The following is a 17,596-nucleotide window of genomic DNA, read 5'->3' as shown; positions in this document are numbered from 1 at the left end:
ATGGCTTCTATCAAAGTCGACGGCACGCTCGTCGAAGTCCCTGACTACTACACCCTCATGCAGGCAGCAGAAGCAGCCGGCGCGGAAATCCCGCGCTTCTGCTACCACGACCGTCTCTCGGTCGCGGGCAACTGCCGCATGTGTCTCGTCGAAGTGAAGGGCGGTCCCCCGAAGCCGCAAGCTTCGTGCGCCATGGCGGTCAAGGACCTGCGTCCCGGACCGAATGGCGAGCCGCCCGAAATGTTCACCAACACGCCCATGGTCAAAAAGGCCCGTGAAGGCGTGATGGAATTCCTGCTGGTCAATCACCCGCTGGACTGCCCGATCTGCGATCAGGGCGGCGAGTGCGACCTTCAGGACCAGGCCATGGCCTACGGTGTAGATAAGTCGCGCTTCCACGAAAACAAGCGCGCTGTCGAAGACAAGTACATCGGGCCGCTGGTCAAGACCTCGATGAATCGCTGCATTCACTGCACGCGTTGCGTCCGCTTCACCACTGAAGTTGCCGGCATTGCCGAAATGGGTCTGCTTGGTCGCGGCGAAGACGCCGAGATCACCACCTATCTCGAAAAGGCGCTGTCGAGCGAACTCCAGGGCAATGTCATCGACCTCTGCCCGGTTGGCGCTCTGACCTCCAAGCCCTACGCCTTCAACGCCCGTCCGTGGGAACTGAACAAGACCGAATCCATCGACGTGATGGATGCCGTCGGTTCGGCCATCCGCGTAGACAGCCGTGGCCGCGAAGTCATGCGCATCATGCCGCGCGTCAACGAAGCCATCAATGAAGAGTGGATCTCGGACAAGACCCGCTTCATCTGGGATGGCCTCAAGAACCAGCGCCTCGATCGCCCCTACGTCCGCAAGAACGGCAAGCTCCAGGCCACCACCTGGGAAGAAGCCCTCTCGGCTGTCGCCGCGCGCATCAAGAAGGCCGGCAACAAGGTCGGCGCGATCGCTGGCGATCTGGCCGCCGTTGAAGAAATGTACGCCCTCAAGGGCCTGCTCGCCTCGATCGGTTCGGGCATGACCGACGTGCGTCCCGCCATGTCCGGTATCGATCCCTCGATGCCGCGCTCGGCCTACATCTTCAATCCGACCATTGCCGGCATTGAAGAAGCTGACGCCGTGCTGATCATCGGCGCCAATCCGCGCAAGGAAGCCTCGCTGATCAATGCGCGCATCCGCAAGACCTGGCGCGCCAAGAACATCCCCGTGGGCGTGATCGGCGAACGTGCCGACCTCACCTACACCTACGACTATCTCGGCGAAGGCTTTGAAACCCTCGTTGACGTTGCTGCCGGCAAGGGCTCCTTCGGCAAAATCCTCGCCAAGGCCCAGCGTCCGATCATCATCGTCGGCGAAGCCGCTGTCTCGCATGCCAACCTCGGCAAGCAGGTCGGCCGCGATGTCATCGCTATTGCCTCCAAGCTCGCTACCGGTGCCAATGTCGCCGAAGGCTGGAATGGTTTTGCGCTCCTCCACAATGCGGCAAGCCGCGTTGGTGGCATCGACATCGGCTTCGTGCCCCATGACGGCGGCGTGTGCTCGGCTGACCAGATCGCTCTGGCTGGCAAGGGTGAACTCGACGTCCTGTTCCTGCTCGGCGCCGACGAATACGACATGTCCGCCATGGGCAAGGCATTCGTCGTCTATGTCGGCTCGCATGGCGACCAGGGCGCACACCGCGCCGACGTCATCCTGCCGGCCGCGACCTACACCGAGAAGTCGGGCACCTATGTGAACACTGAAGGCCGCGTCCAGCAGACCGCCCGCGCCGTGTTCCCGCCCGGCGACGCCAAGGAAGACTGGGCCATTTTCCGTGCCCTTTCCGGCGCCATCGGCAAGCCGCTTCCGTACAACTCGCTGGCCCAGCTGCGTTCGGCCCTCTACGCCGAATTCCCGCACCTGGCCAATGTCGACGAGATTGCTCCGGGCAAGGTTGCCGATCTCGGCAAGCTCGCCAAGGCCGCTATCAAGACCAAGTCGGCGCCGTTCGGTTCGGCCGTCGCCGATTTCTATCTCAGCAACCCGATTGCACGCGCTTCGGCCGTCATGGGTGAATGCGCCGCGCTGGCTGCCGGTCTCCGGCAGGCCGCGGAGTAGGGGACCACAATGGATTTCGTTACTACGGCCCTCGACTATTTGCTCGGCATCCCCTTCCTCGGTTGGGGCGTGCAGATCGGTTTCATCTACAAGGCACTGGCCTTGCTGGTTGCCCTGCTTGTCTTCACGGCCTTCATTCTTCTCGCCGACCGCAAGATCTGGGCTGCCGTCCAGATGCGCCGCGGTCCCAACGTCGTAGGTCCTTTCGGCCTGCTGCAGTCCTTCGCTGACTTGCTCAAGTTCGTCTTCAAGGAGCCGATCATTCCGGCCGGCGCCGACAAGGCCCTGTTCCTGCTCGCGCCGCTCCTGACGGCCACCCTGGCTCTCGCCGGCTGGGCCGTCGTGCCGGTCGACAATGGCTGGGCCATGGCCAATATCAACATTGGCATCCTGTACCTGCTCGGCATTTCCTCGCTCGGCGTCTATGGCGTGATCATCGGCGGCTGGGCCTCGAACTCGAAGTACCCCTTCTTCGGCTCGCTCCGCGCCGCCGCGCAGATGGTCAGCTACGAAGTCTCGATCGGCCTCGTCATCATCACCGTCCTGCTCTGCGTAGGTTCGCTGAACCTGAATGACATCGTCGTCGCGCAGAAGGAAATGGGCCTTGCCCACATGCTCGGCGTGCCGTGGCTCTCGTTCCTGAACTGGTTCTGGATCCCGCTCTTCCCGATGTTCGTGATTTTCTACATTTCGGCCCTCGCCGAAACCAACCGTCCGCCGTTCGATTTGGCTGAGGGTGAATCCGAACTCGTCGCCGGCTTCATGACCGAATACTCGGCGTCGCCCTACATGCTCTTCATGCTCGGCGAATACATTTCGATCCTTCTGATGTGCGCCATGACCACCGTGCTCTTCATGGGTGGCTGGGCTGCGCCGATCGATCTGCCGCCGTTCACCTGGATCCCGGGCGTCATCTGGTTCTTCATCAAGCTGAGCCTGGTGTTCTTCATGTTCGCGATGGCCAAGTCCATCGTGCCCCGTTACCGCTATGACCAGCTCATGCGGATCGGTTGGAAGCTGTTCCTGCCGCTCTCGCTCGTGATGGTTGTGATTGTTGCCTTCGTCCTCAAGCTCACGGGCTGGGGTTGGCACGGAGGAATCGTCTGATGCGCGCTGCACAAGTCGTCAACACGCTCCTGCTCAAGGAGTTCGTATCGGCCTTCTTCCTGGCCATGCGCTACTTCTTCGCGCCGAAGCCGACCATCAACTATCCCTTCGAAAAGGGTCCGGTGTCTCCGCGCTTCCGCGGTGAGCATGCCCTCCGCCGTTATCCCAATGGCGAAGAGCGTTGCATCGCCTGTAAGCTCTGCGAAGCCATCTGCCCGGCTCAGGCCATCACCATCGAAGCCGGCCCGCGCCAGAACGACGGCACCCGCCGTACCGTGCGCTACGACATCGACATGGTGAAGTGCATCTATTGCGGCTTCTGCCAGGAAGCCTGCCCGGTGGACGCCATCGTCGAAGGCCCGAACTTCGAATTCGCAACTGAAACGCGCGAAGAGCTCTACTTCTCGAAGGAGAAGCTCCTTGCAAACGGCGATCGTTGGGAGCGTGAAATCGCCTCCAACCTTGCAGCCGACGCGCCTTACCGCTGAGAGGGAAGAGGATGACCCTTCCACTATTCTTTTTCTACCTCTTCTCGGCGGTTGCTGTCGTCTCGGCCTTCATGGTCATTTCGGCGCGCAACCCCGTGCATGCGGTGCTGTTTCTCATCCTGACCTTCGTCAATGGTGCAGGTCTCTTCATGCTGGCCGGCGCCGAGTTCCTGGCGCTGATCCTGATCGTCGTCTATGTGGGCGCGGTCGCCGTGCTCTTCCTCTTCGTCGTCATGATGCTCGACATCGACTTCGCCGAAATGCGCCAGGGCATGCTGCAATATGCGCCCATCGGCATTCTGGTCGGGGTGGTCCTGCTGCTCGAGCTGCTGCTCGTTGCCGGCAGCTTCTTCATCTCGCCCGACGTCGCGAGCGGCTCCGGCCTGCCGATCGATGCGGCCATGGACAATACGCGCCAGCTCGGTCTGGTGCTCTACACGCGCTACTTCTTCCTGTTCCAGGGTGCCGGCGCCATTCTGCTGGTCGCCATGATCGGCGCCATCGTGCTGACGCTGCGCCACCGTGCGACGGCAAAGCGCCAGGATCCGATCAAGCAGGTTGCTCGCCAGGCGAGCGAGACGCTGAAGGTCGTCAAGGTCAAGAGCGGTCAGGGGCTATAGGGGTTTATCATGGGCTTGGAAATCGGGCTCGGTCACTACCTGACCGTTGCAGCCATCCTGTTCACGCTCGGCGTGTTCGGCATCTTTCTCAACCGCAAGAACGTCATCGTCATCCTGATGTCGGTGGAATTGATCCTGCTTGCGGTCAATCTGAACTTCGTGGCCTTCAGCGCTCATCTGCAGGATCTGCAGGGTCAGGTCTTCGCGCTGATGATCCTCACCGTGGCTGCTGCTGAAGCCGCTATCGGTCTGGCCATCCTGGTCATTTTCTACCGCAACCGTGGGTCCATCGCGGTTGAAGACGCCAATCTGATGAAGGGCTAAGAGCACCGCTATGATCATTCAGGCGATTGTTTTCCTGCCCCTCGTCGGGGCGCTTATTGCCGGCCTGTTGGGCCGGTCCATCGGCCACCGGCCATCCGAGTTCATCACCACCGGCCTGCTGCTCATCGCAGCGGTGCTGAGCTGGTTCGTGTTCATCCCCGTCGCCTTTGGTGATGGCCTTGTCGGCGCCGTGGGCGATGGTCATACGGCCGTCCTCAAGGTCGAAGTCATGCGCTGGATCCAGGTCGGCGACATGGACCTGCGCTGGACTCTTCGCGTTGATACGCTCACCGCCATCATGCTGGTGGTCGTGAACACGGTTTCGGCCCTCGTTCACCTCTATTCGATCGGCTACATGAGCGACGATCCGCATCGTTCGCGCTTCTTCGCCTATCTCTCGCTCTTCACCTTCGCCATGCTCATGCTGGTGACGGCCGACAACTTCCTGCAGATGTTCTTCGGCTGGGAAGGCGTGGGTCTGGCCTCCTACCTGCTGATCGGCTTCTGGTACACCAAGCCCTCCGCAACCGCCGCCGCCATGAAGGCCTTCATCGTCAACCGCGTCGGTGACTTCGGCTTCGCCCTCGGCATCTTCGGTGCCTTCCTCGTGCTCGGCCACATCGATTTCGACGGCGCCTTCCATGCCGCCGACGAATTCGCGACCACCGGCCTGCCGGTCATCCGGTTCCTCTCGTGGAACCTCGATGCGATGACCGTCATCTGCCTGCTGCTCTTCATGGGCGCCATGGGCAAGTCGGCGCAGTTCCTGCTGCACACCTGGCTTCCGGACGCCATGGAAGGCCCGACCCCGGTGTCGGCGCTCATCCATGCCGCAACCATGGTCACCGCCGGCGTCTTCATGGTCGCCCGCCTGTCGCCGCTGTTCGAGCTTTCGCCTTTCGCCCTCAATGTCGTGATCGTCATCGGCGCCATCACCGCGTTCTTCGCGGCGACCGTCGGCCTCGTTCAGAACGACATCAAGCGCGTCATCGCCTACTCGACCTGTTCGCAGCTCGGCTACATGTTCGTCGCGCTTGGGGCTGGGGCCTATTCGGCCGGTGTGTTCCACCTCTTCACCCACGCCTTCTTCAAGGCTCTGCTGTTCCTCGGCGCCGGCTCGGTCATCCATGCGATGCACCATGAGCAGGATATGCGGAACATGGGTGGCCTCAGGAAGAAGATCCCCATCACCTATGCGATGATGATGATCGGTACCCTTGCTCTCACCGGCGTCGGCATCCCTGGCACCAATTTCGGCTTCGCCGGTTTCTTCTCCAAGGACTCGATCATTGAATCGGCCTATGCGGTCGGCGGCAATATCGGCAGCTTCGCCTTCTGGCTCCTGGTCATCGCGGCTCTGTTCACGAGCTTCTATTCCTGGCGCCTGGTGCACCTGACCTTCCACGGCACGCCGCGCGAAGCCGCTCATGGCCATGACGCTCATGCCCATGATGATCACGCTCACGACGATCACGCCCATGATGACCATGGCCATGGCCACCACGGCTCGGCCTACGACAATGCCCATGAATCGCCCAACGTCATGCTGGTGCCGCTTTATGTGCTGGCTGTCGGCGCGGTCCTTGCCGGTGTCGTTTTCTACGGCATGTTCTTCCACGAGGTCGAACACATCGAGCACTTCTTCGCTGGTTCGATCTTCATCGACCACGAGATCATCGAAGCGGCGCACCATGTGCCGACTTGGGTGAAGTGGAGCGCCACGGTGTCCATGATCATCGGCTTCGTTGCCGCCTGGTACATGTACATCCGTCGTCCGGATATCCCGGGCAAGCTGGCAGCCGCCAATCCCGGCCTCTACCAGTTCCTGCTCAACAAGTGGTACTTCGACGAACTGTACAACACGATCTTCGTGCGCCCCGCGCTCTGGATCGGCCGCGCCATCTGGCATGGGTTCGATGACTGGCTGGTCGACGGCAAGATCGCCGAGGGCCTCGGCCGTCGCGTTCAGAACGTCACCTCCTGGGTTGTGAAACTCCAGTCCGGCTACCTCTATCACTATGCCTTCGCCATGCTGATCGGCATCGCGGCGCTGCTGACCTGGGCCATCGCGGCCGGGGGACTGATCTGATGACCTTCGAGAACTCTATCCTCTCAATCGTGACCTTCCTGCCGCTCCTCGGCGCGGCACTGGTTCTGGTCACGCCAAAGACGGCGCTCAACGCGATCCGTTGGACGGCCTTGGTGACGACCCTCGTCACCCTGGCCCTCTCGCTCTGGATCTGGGCCGCCTTCGATGCCTCCAATCCGGGCTTCCAGTTCGTCGTGAACTATCCCTGGCTGGGTGACAGCATCGGCTATCGCGTCGGCGTCGACGGCATTTCCGTGCTCTTCGTGGTGCTCTCGGCTCTGCTGATGCCGTTCTGTATCCTCGCGAGCTGGGAAGCCATCGACAAGCGCGTCAAGGAATACATGCTGGTCTTCCTCATTCTGGAAGTCCTCATGATCGGCGTGTTTACCACGCTCGATCTCGCCATGTTCTATGTCTTCTTCGAAGGCACTCTGCTGCCGATGTTCCTCATCATCGGTATCTGGGGCGGCAAGCGCCGCATCCAGGCGAGCTACAAGTTCTTCTTCTATACCTTCATCGGCTCCGTCCTGATGCTCCTGGCCATCATGGCCATGTATTGGAACGCCGGCACCACCGACATTTCGCGCCTCTTGACCCACCAGTTCCCGGAAAGCATGCAGATCTGGCTCTGGCTGGCCTTCTTCGCCTCGCTGGCGGTCAAGATGCCGATGTGGCCGTTCCACCGCTGGCTGCCTGAAGCCCACGTGGAAGCCCCGACTGCCGGTTCCGTCATCCTCGCGGCGATCCTCCTGAAGCTTGGCGGCTATGGCTTCCTGCGCTTCAGCCTGCCCATGTTCCCCGATGCTTCGGCCCAGCTCTCGAACTTCGTGTTCGTGCTCTCGGTCGCCGCCATCATCATCACTTCGCTCGTGGCCCTCGTTCAGACCGACATCAAGAAGCTCATTGCTTACTCGTCGGTCGCTCACATGGGCTTCGTCACCATGGGTATCTTCGCGGGCAATGCCCTCGGCATCCAGGGCGCCATGTTCCAGATGATCTCGCATGGTCTGGTTTCCGGCGCGCTCTTCCTTTCGGTCGGCGTCATCTATGACCGCATGCACACCCGCGACATCACCGCCTATGGCGGCCTTGTCGAGCGCATGCCGAAATATGCCTTCGCCTTCATGGTCTTCACCATGGCGAACGTCGGCCTTCCGGGTACCTCGGGCTTCGTCGGTGAATTCCTCACCATGCTCGGTGTCTTCCAGGTCAATACCTGGGTGGCTTTTGGCGCTGCCTTCGGCGTGATCTTCTCGGCCGGCTATGCCCTCTGGCTCTACCGCCGCGTCGTCTTCGGTGCGCTCACCAAGGAAAGCCTCAAGGGCATTCTCGATCTGGATCTGCGCGAGAAGATCATTCTCTACCCGCTGATCATCCTGATCATCGTGTTCGGCTTCTATCCCTCGCCGATCCTCGATACGACGGCCGCCTCGGTCAACAATCTGGTGTCCCACTACGCCACCTCGATTGGCCTCGATCCCGCCGTTTCCCTTGCCGACGCAAGGGCACCCCTCGAATACGCCGCGCCCACGGGCGAGGCTGCGCCGGCCGCAGAACCTGCGGCTGAGCCTGCTGCGCACTAGGAGAGCACCGTGAACTCTGACGTTATTGATTTCGCGAGCGTTGCGCCTGCTTATCCCGAACTGCTGATGGCAGTCGGCGCCCTGGTCCTTGTGATCCTGGGCGTCGCCATCAACAAGGAGAAGTCGGTCCTCATCTCCTGGCTCGCTGTCCTGCTTATGGCCGCCGCTGGCCTGATGATCATCTTGAACCCCGCCGATGGCGTGCTGTTCAACGGTGTCTTCATTGCCGATGCCTTCGGCCGCTACATGAAGCTGTTGGTTCTCGGCGGTGCTGCGCTTTCGCTCATCCTCGCCATGCCCAATTCCGAGGCAAACGGGGTCCACAAGTTCGAATATTCGATCCTCGCCGTCCTCGCGACGCTGGGCATGATGATCATGGTGTCGGCCAACGACCTCATGAGCCTCTATATCGGTCTCGAACTGCAGTCCCTGGCGCTCTACGTCATGGCCGCCATCAAGCGTGACGACAAGCGCGCGTCTGAAGCGGGCCTAAAGTACTTCGTCCTCGGCGCACTCTCCTCGGGCATGCTCCTCTACGGTGCCTCGCTGGTCTATGGCTTCACCGGCCATACCAACCTCACCGAGATCGTCGGCGCCATTGCCATGGAAGGCCGTTCCATCGGCCTCGTCTTCGGCATGGTGTTCCTCCTTGCTGGCGTCGCCTTCAAGATTTCGGCCGTGCCGTTCCACATGTGGACGCCGGACGTTTACGAAGGCGCTCCAACCCCGGTAACGGCCTTCTTCGCCATGGCTCCCAAGGTGGCCGCCATGTCGCTGATGATCCGTCTGGTCATGGATACCTTCCAGCCAATCTCCCACGATTGGCAGCAGGTCGTGATCTTCCTCTCGATCGCCTCCATGGTCCTCGCCGCCTTCGCGGCTATCGGCCAGCGCTCGCTCAAGCGCCTCATCGCCTATTCCTCGATCGGTCACGTCGGCTTCGCTCTCGTCGGCCTCTCCTCGGGCACCCAGGTCGGTGTCGAAGGCGTCGCGATCTACATGGCGATCTACGTCACCATGACCGCCGGCCTCTTCGCCTGCATCCTGTCGTTGCGCACCGAAGACGGCTATGTCGAGAACATCGAAGACCTCGCCGGTGCCGCCCAGACGCGTCCCTTCGTCGCCGCCATCATGGCCATCCTGATGTTCTCGCTGATCGGCATGCCGCCGCTCGCCGGGTTCTTCGCCAAGTGGCACGTCTTCCTCGCCGCCATCGAAGCCAACCTCTATGTCCTCTCGGTCATCGGTGTTCTGGCGTCGGCCGTGAGCGCGTACTACTACCTGCGCGTGGTCAAGACGATGTACTTCGACGAACCGAAGTCGACCTTCATCGCGGTCCCGAATGAGCTCAACATCATTCTCGCGATCAGTGCCTTCCTTGTCGTGACGTACTACTTCAGTGTTGGCAGTGTGCTAACCAATTGGGCACACATAGCCGCGGGAAGCCTGTTCTAGGTGGCCGAGTTTTCACTCGGCCCAAAGGCCCGGTCTGCCGGTTATCGGCTGGCCGGGTTCGATGAAATAGGGTCCACCAACTCAGAAGCGCTCGCGGCCGCCGCCGCGGGCGATCCAGGCGGCATCTGGTTCGCCGCGCTCAAGCAGACCGCCGGCCGCGGTCGCCGTGGCCGCGCTTGGGAAAGCCCCTCGGGCAACCTCGCCGCCAGCCTCCTCATCGTTCCCGATGCAGACGCCAACGTCCTGGCAACACTCGGTTTTGTCGCTGGCGTCGCCATGCAGAAGGCCTTTGCGAAAATCCTGCCGCAGGGCGCCGTCCGCATCGGTATCGATGGCGCCGACGCCATGAACGGCTCCGGCCGCGTTGCGCTCAAATGGCCCAACGACGTCCTCGCCGATGGCGCCAAGGTCGCCGGCATCCTCCTCGAAATGGGCAAGGCCGCCGATGGCAGCCACGCAATCGTCATCGGCATCGGTGTCAATGTTATTGCGGCCCCCACCGGTTTGCCCTATCCCGCTACCAGCCTTAGGGATCTTGGCTACGAGCGCAGTGCTGAAGACGTCTTCGAAGCACTCTCGGAAGCCTGGGTCGAAGCCTTCTCCCTCTGGAACGAGGGCGCTGGAATCTCTGAGATTTTGAACCAGTGGCGCGGTTCGGCCGCGGGCATTGGTGCCCCGGTCGCCGTCTCGCAGGACGGTGTCGTCCGGCGAGGAATTTTTGAAACCATCGACTCGTCCGGTCGACTGGTCATGCGCGACGATGATGGCGCGCGGATCGTGATCACGGCGGGCGATGTGCATTTTGGGGCAACGGCCAGCGCCCGAAGCTGACCACAACATCTGTGCGACGACCAGCGACCAAAGATCGCCAGGCGCCGCGCGCAAAAGGAAAAAGAAAACCCATGGCTAAGAACCAAAGGGATGAACTCGTCTTTGTGCCCCTCGGGGGCGTCGGCGAGATCGGCATGAATATGGGCGCCTATGGCTTTGGCCCCGAAAAATCCCGCAAGTGGATCGTCGTCGATTGCGGCGTCAGCTTCGGTGGTCCGGACCTGCCGGGCATCGAACTCATCATGGCAAACCCCGAATTTCTCGAGGAAAATGCCGATGACGTCCTCGCCTTGATCCTCACCCACAGCCACGAAGACCACTACGGCGCCGTGCTCGATCTCTGGCCCGTCTTCGACAAGCCGGTCTATGCCACCCCCTTCACCGCTGCCATGCTGGCCGCCAAGCGGGCAGGAGACGGCATTGTCGAAAACGTCGACGTCCGCATCATGCGCCCGGGAAAACCGTTCGAGATCGGGCCCTTCAAGCTCGAAGCGATCAACGTCGCCCACTCGATCCCGGAATCGAACAGCATTCTTATTACGACCCCGGTCGGCCGCGTGCTGCACACCGGCGACTGGAAACTCGATCCGACCCCCGTCGTCAGCGCTCCGACCGATGTCGAACGCTTCAAGGCCATCGGCACAGAATCCGACCTGCCGCTGGCGCTGGTCTGCGATTCCACCAATGCCCTCAAGGATGGCGAAAGCCCAAGCGAAGCCGAAATCGGCGCCACTCTCGCTGCCCTCATCGCCGAAGCGCCGCACCGCGTTGCCGTCACGACCTTTGCCTCGAACGTCGGCCGCGTCGTCTCTATCGTCCGCGCCGCGCACCAGGCCGGCCGTCAGGTGGTCCTCTCCGGCCGCTCGCTGCACCGCATCATGGGCATCGCCAAGGAACTCGGCATGCTCGAAGGCCTGCCGACCCTCCACGATCAGGATGCCTACAAGACCATCGCCCGCGACAAGTGCGTGTTGATCTGCACCGGCAGCCAGGGCGAAGCCCGCGCCGCCATCGCCCGCATCGCCCGCGGAGAGCATCCGGTCATCGATCTCAACGCCGGCGATCGCATGATCTTCTCGTCCTGGGCCATTCCGGGCAATGAGCGCGAAGTCATCGACATCCAGAACCTGCTTATCGACAAGGGCATCGAGGTCATCACCCAGAACGATGCGCTCGTTCACGTCACCGGCCACCCGCGCCGCGACGAACTGCGCCGCCTCTATTCCTGGGTCAAGCCGCAGGTGCTCGTTCCCGTGCACGGCGAAGCCACGCACCTTGCTGCCCACGCCAAGCTCGGCCGCGAAGAAGGCATTCCCAATGTCTGCGAAGCGCGCAATGGCGACATGGTCCGGCTCTTCCCCGAGCCCATGGCCTATCCGGCAGAAGTCCGCACCGGCGAACTCTATCTCGACGGCCTCGTGCTCTGCACGCCCGAGGAATCGGGCGTAAAGGGCCGCCGTCGCCTGTCCTTCGGCGGCATGATCATCGTCAGCCTCGCAGTCAACTCCAACGGCCAGGTCGTCTCCGGCCCCGACTATGTCATCGAAGGCCTCCCCGAAACCGAAGACGAGTCGCTGGTTGAGCTGGTGGAAGACACCGTCACCAACACCATCAAGAGCCTGCCGCCCAAGCGCCGCACGGATCCCGACGTGTTCAGCTCGGCGCTCTTCAAGGCCATCCGCAACGAAGTGAATGGTTTCTGGGGCCGCAAGCCCAACGTGAACGTCTTCGTACACAGGGTCTGACGCCATGCAGTGGGGATCGATCGCCGCCGTCTTCTTCGTCGTCTGGTGGCTCTGCTTCGTCGCGGTGCTGCCCATCGGCGCGCGCAGCCATCACGAAACCGGCGAAGCGCTCGTGCCGGGTGCCGACCCCGGCTCGCCGGTCGCCCCGCGCATGGGTCGAAAATTGTTGATCGCCACCGGCCTCGCCATCTTCTTCACGGCCCTGCTGCTCTGGGTGCTCACCAACGAAACGCTGATGGCCTATTGGAATCGCTGAGGTGTTCTGCTGCTCAATTGCAGCGGCCTTGTGAGGTGCTTCAACACCCATCGGCTGTCATCCCGGCGAAGGCCGGGACCCATCTTGAGATCTCGGGATCGGCCCCGGCCTTCGCGGGAGTGTTTGTGTTGGGCGCTTTTCATCCCACCCACCGGGCTGCCCTCGGGCTTGACCCGAGGGCCACGCATCGCAAGCATAAGCGCCGTGGCTCCCGCATCGGCCCTCGGGGCAAGCCCGAGGGCAGCATCGTGGAGACGAAAACTTCGCAGACGAACCGAGCGGCCGAAATGAACACTTCCGGCCTTCGCCGGGGTGACAATCGAGTTTGAGATGTTCAGGCCAAATGAAGAAGGGCGGGCAACAAGACCCTTTTTCATTTTTTCTTCGCCACCCCCACCGCGTGAACATGCACCATGGCCAGCGCCGCGGCGACATCCTCCTCCGTCGCCGCCCCCAGCCATATCGTCGTCCAGCCCTGACGTCCCCAACCATTGTTGATGGCCTCAAACACCTGTGGAGCAAGCTGGCATTTGAATTCCTGCTCGTCCGGCGTGAATTTCAGGTTTGCGCTCAATCCATCGGCCGCAAGCGTCGCAAACGTGCGCGTCACCTTGAACGCCGTGCGGTCGAAATGCGGCCCGCTCGTTGCGCCGGGCAGGGCTAGGGCAATTCGTGTGAAACTTTCAGAGTCAGCCATTACGTCTTGATTCCGAAATAAAAAAGCAGGGCACAAAGGCCCTGCTTTATAAGTTGAATCGACAATACGTTGGTCTTAGGCTCGCTCTACAGCGTGCGGCCAACGCTCCTCCCTTGACGTTGTCGACCGTTGGCGGTTGCACCGCCTTCGTTTTATTGTGACAGGAACCTAACAACACATTTTCTTCCTGTCACGCAGATTCTGCATAGCTTGCATGCTTGAATCGTATGGACGGTTGGGCTCTGAGTGGGCATCAACAAAAGTCTTGAGTCGAAGCACGAATTTCGGAGTTCCCATGCGCCTTTCCCGCTATTTTCTGCCGGTTCTGCGCGACGTTCCCAAGGAAGCCGAGATTGCCTCGCATCGGCTGATGCTGCGCGCCGGCATGATCCGCCAGCAAGCCTCCGGCCTCTATTCCTGGCTGCCGCTGGGCTACAAGGTGCTGATGAAGGTCCAGAAGATCATCGAAGAGGAGCAGAACCGCTCCGGCGCGGTGCAGCTTCTCATGCCCACCATTCAGTCCGCCGATCTCTGGCGCGAATCGGGCCGCTACGATGCCTATGGCAAGGAAATGCTGCGCATCGAAGATCGCCACGAGCGCGAATTCCTCTATGGCCCGACCAATGAGGAAATGATCACCGACATTTTCCGCACCTATGTAAAATCCTACAAGGACCTGCCGCTGAACCTCTACCACATCCAGTGGAAGTTCCGCGACGAGGTGCGCCCCCGCTTCGGCACCATGCGCAGCCGCGAATTCCTGATGAAGGACGCCTATTCCTTCGATCTCGATGAAGCCTCGGCGGTCAAGGCGTTCCAGCGCATGTTCGTGGCTTATCTCCGCACCTTCCGCCGCATGGGCCTCGTCGGCATTCCCATGCGCGCCGATACCGGCCCCATTGGCGGCGATCTCTCCTACGAGTTCCACGTCCTGGCCGACACCGGCGAGAGCGGCGTGTTCCTCGACAAGGATCTGCTCGACAAGCCCGTTCCCCCGGCTGACACCGATTTCCGCGGCGATCTCGATCCGATCTTCAAGGATTGGACCTCGTTGTTCGCCGCCACCGACGAAATGACCGACGAAGCAGCCTTCCGCGCTGCTGTTCCCGCGGACAAGCAGTTGATGGCGCGCGGCATCGAAGTGGGCCACATCTTCTATTTCGGCACCAAATATTCCGCGCCCATGAAGGCTAATGTCACCGGCCCCGATGGCAGGGACATCACCGTGCATATGGGCTCCTATGGCATCGGCCCTACCCGCGTGGTGCCCGCCATCATCGAAGCCATGCACGACGAAAACGGCATCATCTGGCCCGTCTCCGTCGCGCCCTTCGAAGCGGTGCTGATCAATCTCAAGGCCGGTGATGCCGATACCGACGCTGCTTGCGACAAGCTCTATGGCGAACTGACCGCAGCCGGTCTCGACATGCTCTATGACGATCGCGACCAGCCCGCCGGCTCCAAGTTTGCCACGGCCGATCTCGTCGGCATCCCGTACCAGATTATCCTTGGGCCACGCGGCCTTAAATCGGGCGAAGTTGAGATCAAACATCGCAAGACTGGCGAGCGCGAGACGCTGCCGCTCGCCAATGCGGTCGAGCGTCTCAAGGGCCTCATCGAACCGCAGCGGATGAACGACATTTGACTATTAGCGCGCAGCAAGCCCCGGCCGGCCGATCCACTCGGCCGTTCTCCCGGTTTGAGTGGATGATTGCTGGGCGCTATTTGCGCGCAAGGCGGAAGGAGGCGTTCATTTCGGTGATCGCCAGCCTCACCATGGTCGGCGTGGCGATCGGCGTCGCGACGCTGATCGTCGTCATGTCCGTCATGAACGGTTTCAGGGCCGAACTGCTCACCAAGATCCTCGGGCTCAACGGCCACTTCACGGCCTTTCCCATCGAGAGCAAATTTACGGACTACAAGGACGCAGTCGCCACTCTCGAAGAGGTGGAAGGCGTAAAATTCGCCGTCTATTACGTCGAAGGCCAGGTGCTCGCCTCCGGCCGCGGCGGTTCCACTGGCGTCTCCGTACGCGGCATGGATGCCGAAAATCTTGAAAAGCTCGACCTGCTGTTCAATTCGGCAGAGCAGGGCGGTTTTGATAGCTGGGACGAGAACGACGGGGTCGCCATCGGTTACCGATTGGCCCAGACCCTCGGCGTTGGCCTCGGCGATCAGGTCCAGATCATCAATCCCGATAGCGGCGCCATGACGCCCTTCGGCTCGACCCCGCAGATCAAGTCTTATCCGGTCCGCACCATCTTCAATCTGGGCATGGTCGAGTTCGATAGCCTCTTCATGTATATGCCGCTGAAGACGGCCCAGGACTATTTCAAGCTCTACGAAGACCAGCTCAAGCCCGGCCAGCCTCCGCTCGACCCCATGGCATCGGACGAAGAAATCGACGCCGCCTATGAGCGCATCTATCAGGCGTCTGCCGCGGAAATCTTCATCGATAACCCCGACGCGATTCCCCTGATGCGCCAGCGCATTGCCGATCAGCCCGGCCTCCGCCCCTTCATCCTCACCGATTGGCAACAGCGTAACGAGACCTTCTTCTCCGCGCTCCAGGTCGAGCGCGTGGTGATGTTCACCATCCTCTCGATGATCGTCCTCGTCGCCGCCTTCAACATCATTTCGAGCCTCGTTATGCTGGTGAAGGACAAGAGCAAGGACATCGCAGTGCTGCGCACCATGGGCGCCACGCGCGGTGCCATCATGCGCATCTTCTCTATCACCGGCACGACCATCGGCGTCGTCGGCACGTTGAGCGGCCTAGTCCTCGGTCTCATCGTCGCCGCCAATGCCGAAGCCATCCGCTCGGCCATCTCCAATACCCTGGGCGTCGCGCTCTTCCCGCCGGAAGTTTTCTTCCTCTCGGCCCTGCCGAGCAAGACCGACCCCACCGAAGTGACCGTGGTTGTCGTCATGGCCCTGGGCCTGAGCTTCCTCGCCACGCTTTACCCGGCCTGGCGCGCCGCCCAATACGATCCCGTCGAGGCGCTGCGCTATGAGTAATTCCTATCTGCGTCTCTCCGGCGTCCATCGTCACTATGGCGAAGGCGCAACCAAGGTCCGCGTGCTCGACCAGGCCGATCTCGTTGTCGAAAGCGGCGAGCTCGTCGCCCTCGTTGCCCCCTCGGGCGCCGGCAAGTCGACTCTGCTGCATCTCTGCGGCCTCCTCGAAAGCCCGCAGGAAGGCGAGGTCGAAATCGTCGGCAACAAGACCAGCAAATTGAGCGATCGCGGCCGCACCCAATTGCGCCGCAACACGGTGGGCTACGTCTATCAGTTCCACCATCTGCTGCCCGAATTCACCGCGCTCGAAAACGTAACCATGCCGCAACTGATCGCGGGCAAATCGCCCGCCGAGGCCAATGTGCGCGCCATGGAACTCCTCGACATACTCGGCGTCGCCCCTCGCGCCACCCACCGTCCGGCCGAACTTTCAGGCGGCGAACAGCAGCGCGTCGCCATCGCCCGCGCCGCCGCCAACCATCCGCGCGTAATCCTGGCCGACGAGCCCACCGGCAATCTCGATCCCGGCACCAGCGATCTCGTGTTCGCAGCCCTCCAAGGCCTGATCCGTACCGAAGGCGCCGCTGCGCTCATCGCGACCCACAATCACGACCTCGCCAAGCGCGCCGACCGCATCGTCACCATCAAGGACGGCAAGGTCGTTCCGCACAGCCTCTGACACCTCTTCCCTGGGGGGAGAGGTCGCCGCGAAGCGGCGGGTGAGGGGGGCCTTTCTAAGCGCGACCACCCCCATTCCATCGTCATTGCCGGGCTTGTCCCGGCAATCCATCTCACCTCCGCATGGGACCACCGGGAAAAGCCCAATGGTGACGAGGGGTGAGATCAGGAAGTGGCCATGGGAATCTATCCCTCTTATCCCCGCCCCCAAAACCCGCGCTATTCTCCCTCCCATCCAACCTCGCACGGACGGTCTGCAGACGACAGTAGCGAGGGGGCCCGGCGCTGGATCGTCTCCAGCGTACGTTCGGGGCTGGCCGCCTGCGACGAGCGATCAAAGGTCGCCGATAGTTCCCGCCCGAAAAAAGGGCACTCCGGAGCGGTATCCGCTTCATCTATCAAAACACTTCGAGGCGAATGCCGCTCCGGGGTCCGTCCACCGTCATCCCCGGAAGCCCCACGCTGTCCGGCGCTTCCGCACGTCCCGAATCCCGCGTGTGCGTCTCACGTCGCGCCCCCCCTCTTCTAACGAATCCCTAACGCGTTAACCCTGTCCCCGCTTTCCCCGATCAGCCCACTAGACCGGAACAAAGAGAAAACAT

15 protein-coding genes are annotated in these 17,596 nt (G+C 61.7%); 14 read left to right on the top strand and 1 reads right to left on the bottom strand.

The genetic code is table 11. The features are described 5' to 3' along the window. The 11 genes from nuoG (at position 1) to JP75_RS02915 (ending at position 12,601) form a co-directional block, all read left to right on the top strand. Positions 1–2,103, top strand: coding sequence for an NADH-quinone oxidoreductase subunit NuoG (nuoG, locus tag JP75_RS02965; protein WP_035078979.1), 2,103 nt, complete (start codon positions 1–3; stop codon positions 2,101–2,103). Positions 2,104–2,112: 9 nt separating this feature from the next. Then, complete coding sequence (gene nuoH / locus JP75_RS02960; protein ID WP_051960232.1) at positions 2,113–3,210, top strand: NADH-quinone oxidoreductase subunit NuoH; 1,098 nt, start codon at positions 2,113–2,115, stop codon at positions 3,208–3,210. Beyond that, the gene (nuoI, locus tag JP75_RS02955; RefSeq protein WP_035078977.1) at positions 3,210–3,698 is read left to right on the top strand and encodes an NADH-quinone oxidoreductase subunit NuoI; all 489 of its coding nucleotides are present in this window, start codon (positions 3,210–3,212) and stop codon (positions 3,696–3,698) included. Before nuoH ends, nuoI begins: the two co-directional genes overlap by 1 nt. Before the next feature lie 11 nt (positions 3,699–3,709). Continuing rightward, a complete protein-coding gene (locus JP75_RS02950) occupies positions 3,710–4,318 on the top strand; it encodes an NADH-quinone oxidoreductase subunit J (protein WP_035078973.1) in 609 nt (202 codons plus the stop codon). Positions 4,319–4,333: 15 nt separating this feature from the next. Further along, positions 4,334–4,642 (top strand): NADH-quinone oxidoreductase subunit NuoK, encoded by a 309-nt coding sequence (gene nuoK / locus JP75_RS02945; RefSeq protein WP_035079223.1) that lies wholly within the window; start codon positions 4,334–4,336, stop codon positions 4,640–4,642. A gap of 10 nt (positions 4,643–4,652) precedes the next feature. Continuing rightward, positions 4,653–6,731 (top strand): NADH-quinone oxidoreductase subunit L, encoded by a 2,079-nt coding sequence (gene nuoL / locus JP75_RS02940; protein ID WP_035078970.1) that lies wholly within the window; start codon positions 4,653–4,655, stop codon positions 6,729–6,731. Next, positions 6,731–8,314 carry an NADH-quinone oxidoreductase subunit M gene (locus tag JP75_RS02935; RefSeq protein ID WP_084587441.1) on the top strand — a complete coding sequence of 528 codons (1,584 nt, stop codon included), beginning with the start codon at positions 6,731–6,733 and terminating at the stop codon, positions 8,312–8,314. Before nuoL ends, JP75_RS02935 begins: the two co-directional genes overlap by 1 nt. 9 nt (positions 8,315–8,323) lie before the next feature. Next, entirely contained in the window at positions 8,324–9,769 is a 1,446-nt protein-coding gene (nuoN, locus tag JP75_RS02930) for an NADH-quinone oxidoreductase subunit NuoN (RefSeq protein WP_035078966.1), read from the top strand. Next, positions 9,770–10,600: a biotin--[acetyl-CoA-carboxylase] ligase gene (locus JP75_RS02925; protein ID WP_035078963.1), complete on the top strand. Its 831-nt coding sequence runs from the start codon at positions 9,770–9,772 to the stop codon at positions 10,598–10,600. A gap of 71 nt (positions 10,601–10,671) precedes the next feature. After that, entirely contained in the window at positions 10,672–12,345 is a 1,674-nt protein-coding gene (locus JP75_RS02920; RefSeq protein WP_035078960.1) for a ribonuclease J, read from the top strand. A 4-nt stretch (positions 12,346–12,349) separates the two neighbouring features. Beyond that, complete coding sequence (locus JP75_RS02915) at positions 12,350–12,601, top strand: DUF1467 family protein (RefSeq protein ID WP_035078957.1); 252 nt, start codon at positions 12,350–12,352, stop codon at positions 12,599–12,601. A 373-nt stretch (positions 12,602–12,974) separates the two neighbouring features. On the opposite strand, the gene JP75_RS02910 is transcribed toward JP75_RS02915, so the two are convergent. Further along, positions 12,975–13,298, bottom strand: coding sequence for an MmcQ/YjbR family DNA-binding protein (locus JP75_RS02910; protein WP_035078955.1), 324 nt, complete (start codon positions 13,296–13,298; stop codon positions 12,975–12,977). A 295-nt stretch (positions 13,299–13,593) separates the two neighbouring features. Here JP75_RS02910 and proS point away from each other — a divergent pair, with 295 nt between their 5' ends. From proS to JP75_RS02895, 3 genes are all read left to right on the top strand, one after another. Then, a complete protein-coding gene (proS, locus tag JP75_RS02905; RefSeq protein WP_035078952.1) occupies positions 13,594–14,943 on the top strand; it encodes a proline--tRNA ligase in 1,350 nt (449 codons plus the stop codon). A gap of 62 nt (positions 14,944–15,005) precedes the next feature. Then, a complete protein-coding gene (locus tag JP75_RS02900; RefSeq protein ID WP_051960229.1) occupies positions 15,006–16,316 on the top strand; it encodes an ABC transporter permease in 1,311 nt (436 codons plus the stop codon). Beyond that, complete coding sequence (locus tag JP75_RS02895) at positions 16,309–16,995, top strand: ABC transporter ATP-binding protein (RefSeq protein ID WP_035078949.1); 687 nt, start codon at positions 16,309–16,311, stop codon at positions 16,993–16,995. The genes JP75_RS02900 and JP75_RS02895 overlap by 8 nt, the downstream gene beginning before the upstream one ends. The last annotated feature ends 601 nt before the right edge of the window (positions 16,996–17,596 follow it).

The organism is Devosia riboflavina (assembly GCF_000743575.1).
In the GTDB taxonomy this organism is placed as follows: Bacteria; Pseudomonadota; Alphaproteobacteria; order Rhizobiales; family Devosiaceae; genus Devosia; species Devosia riboflavina.
Note: the sequence above shows the minus strand (reverse complement) of the source record. Positions and strands in the feature narration are given on the sequence as shown.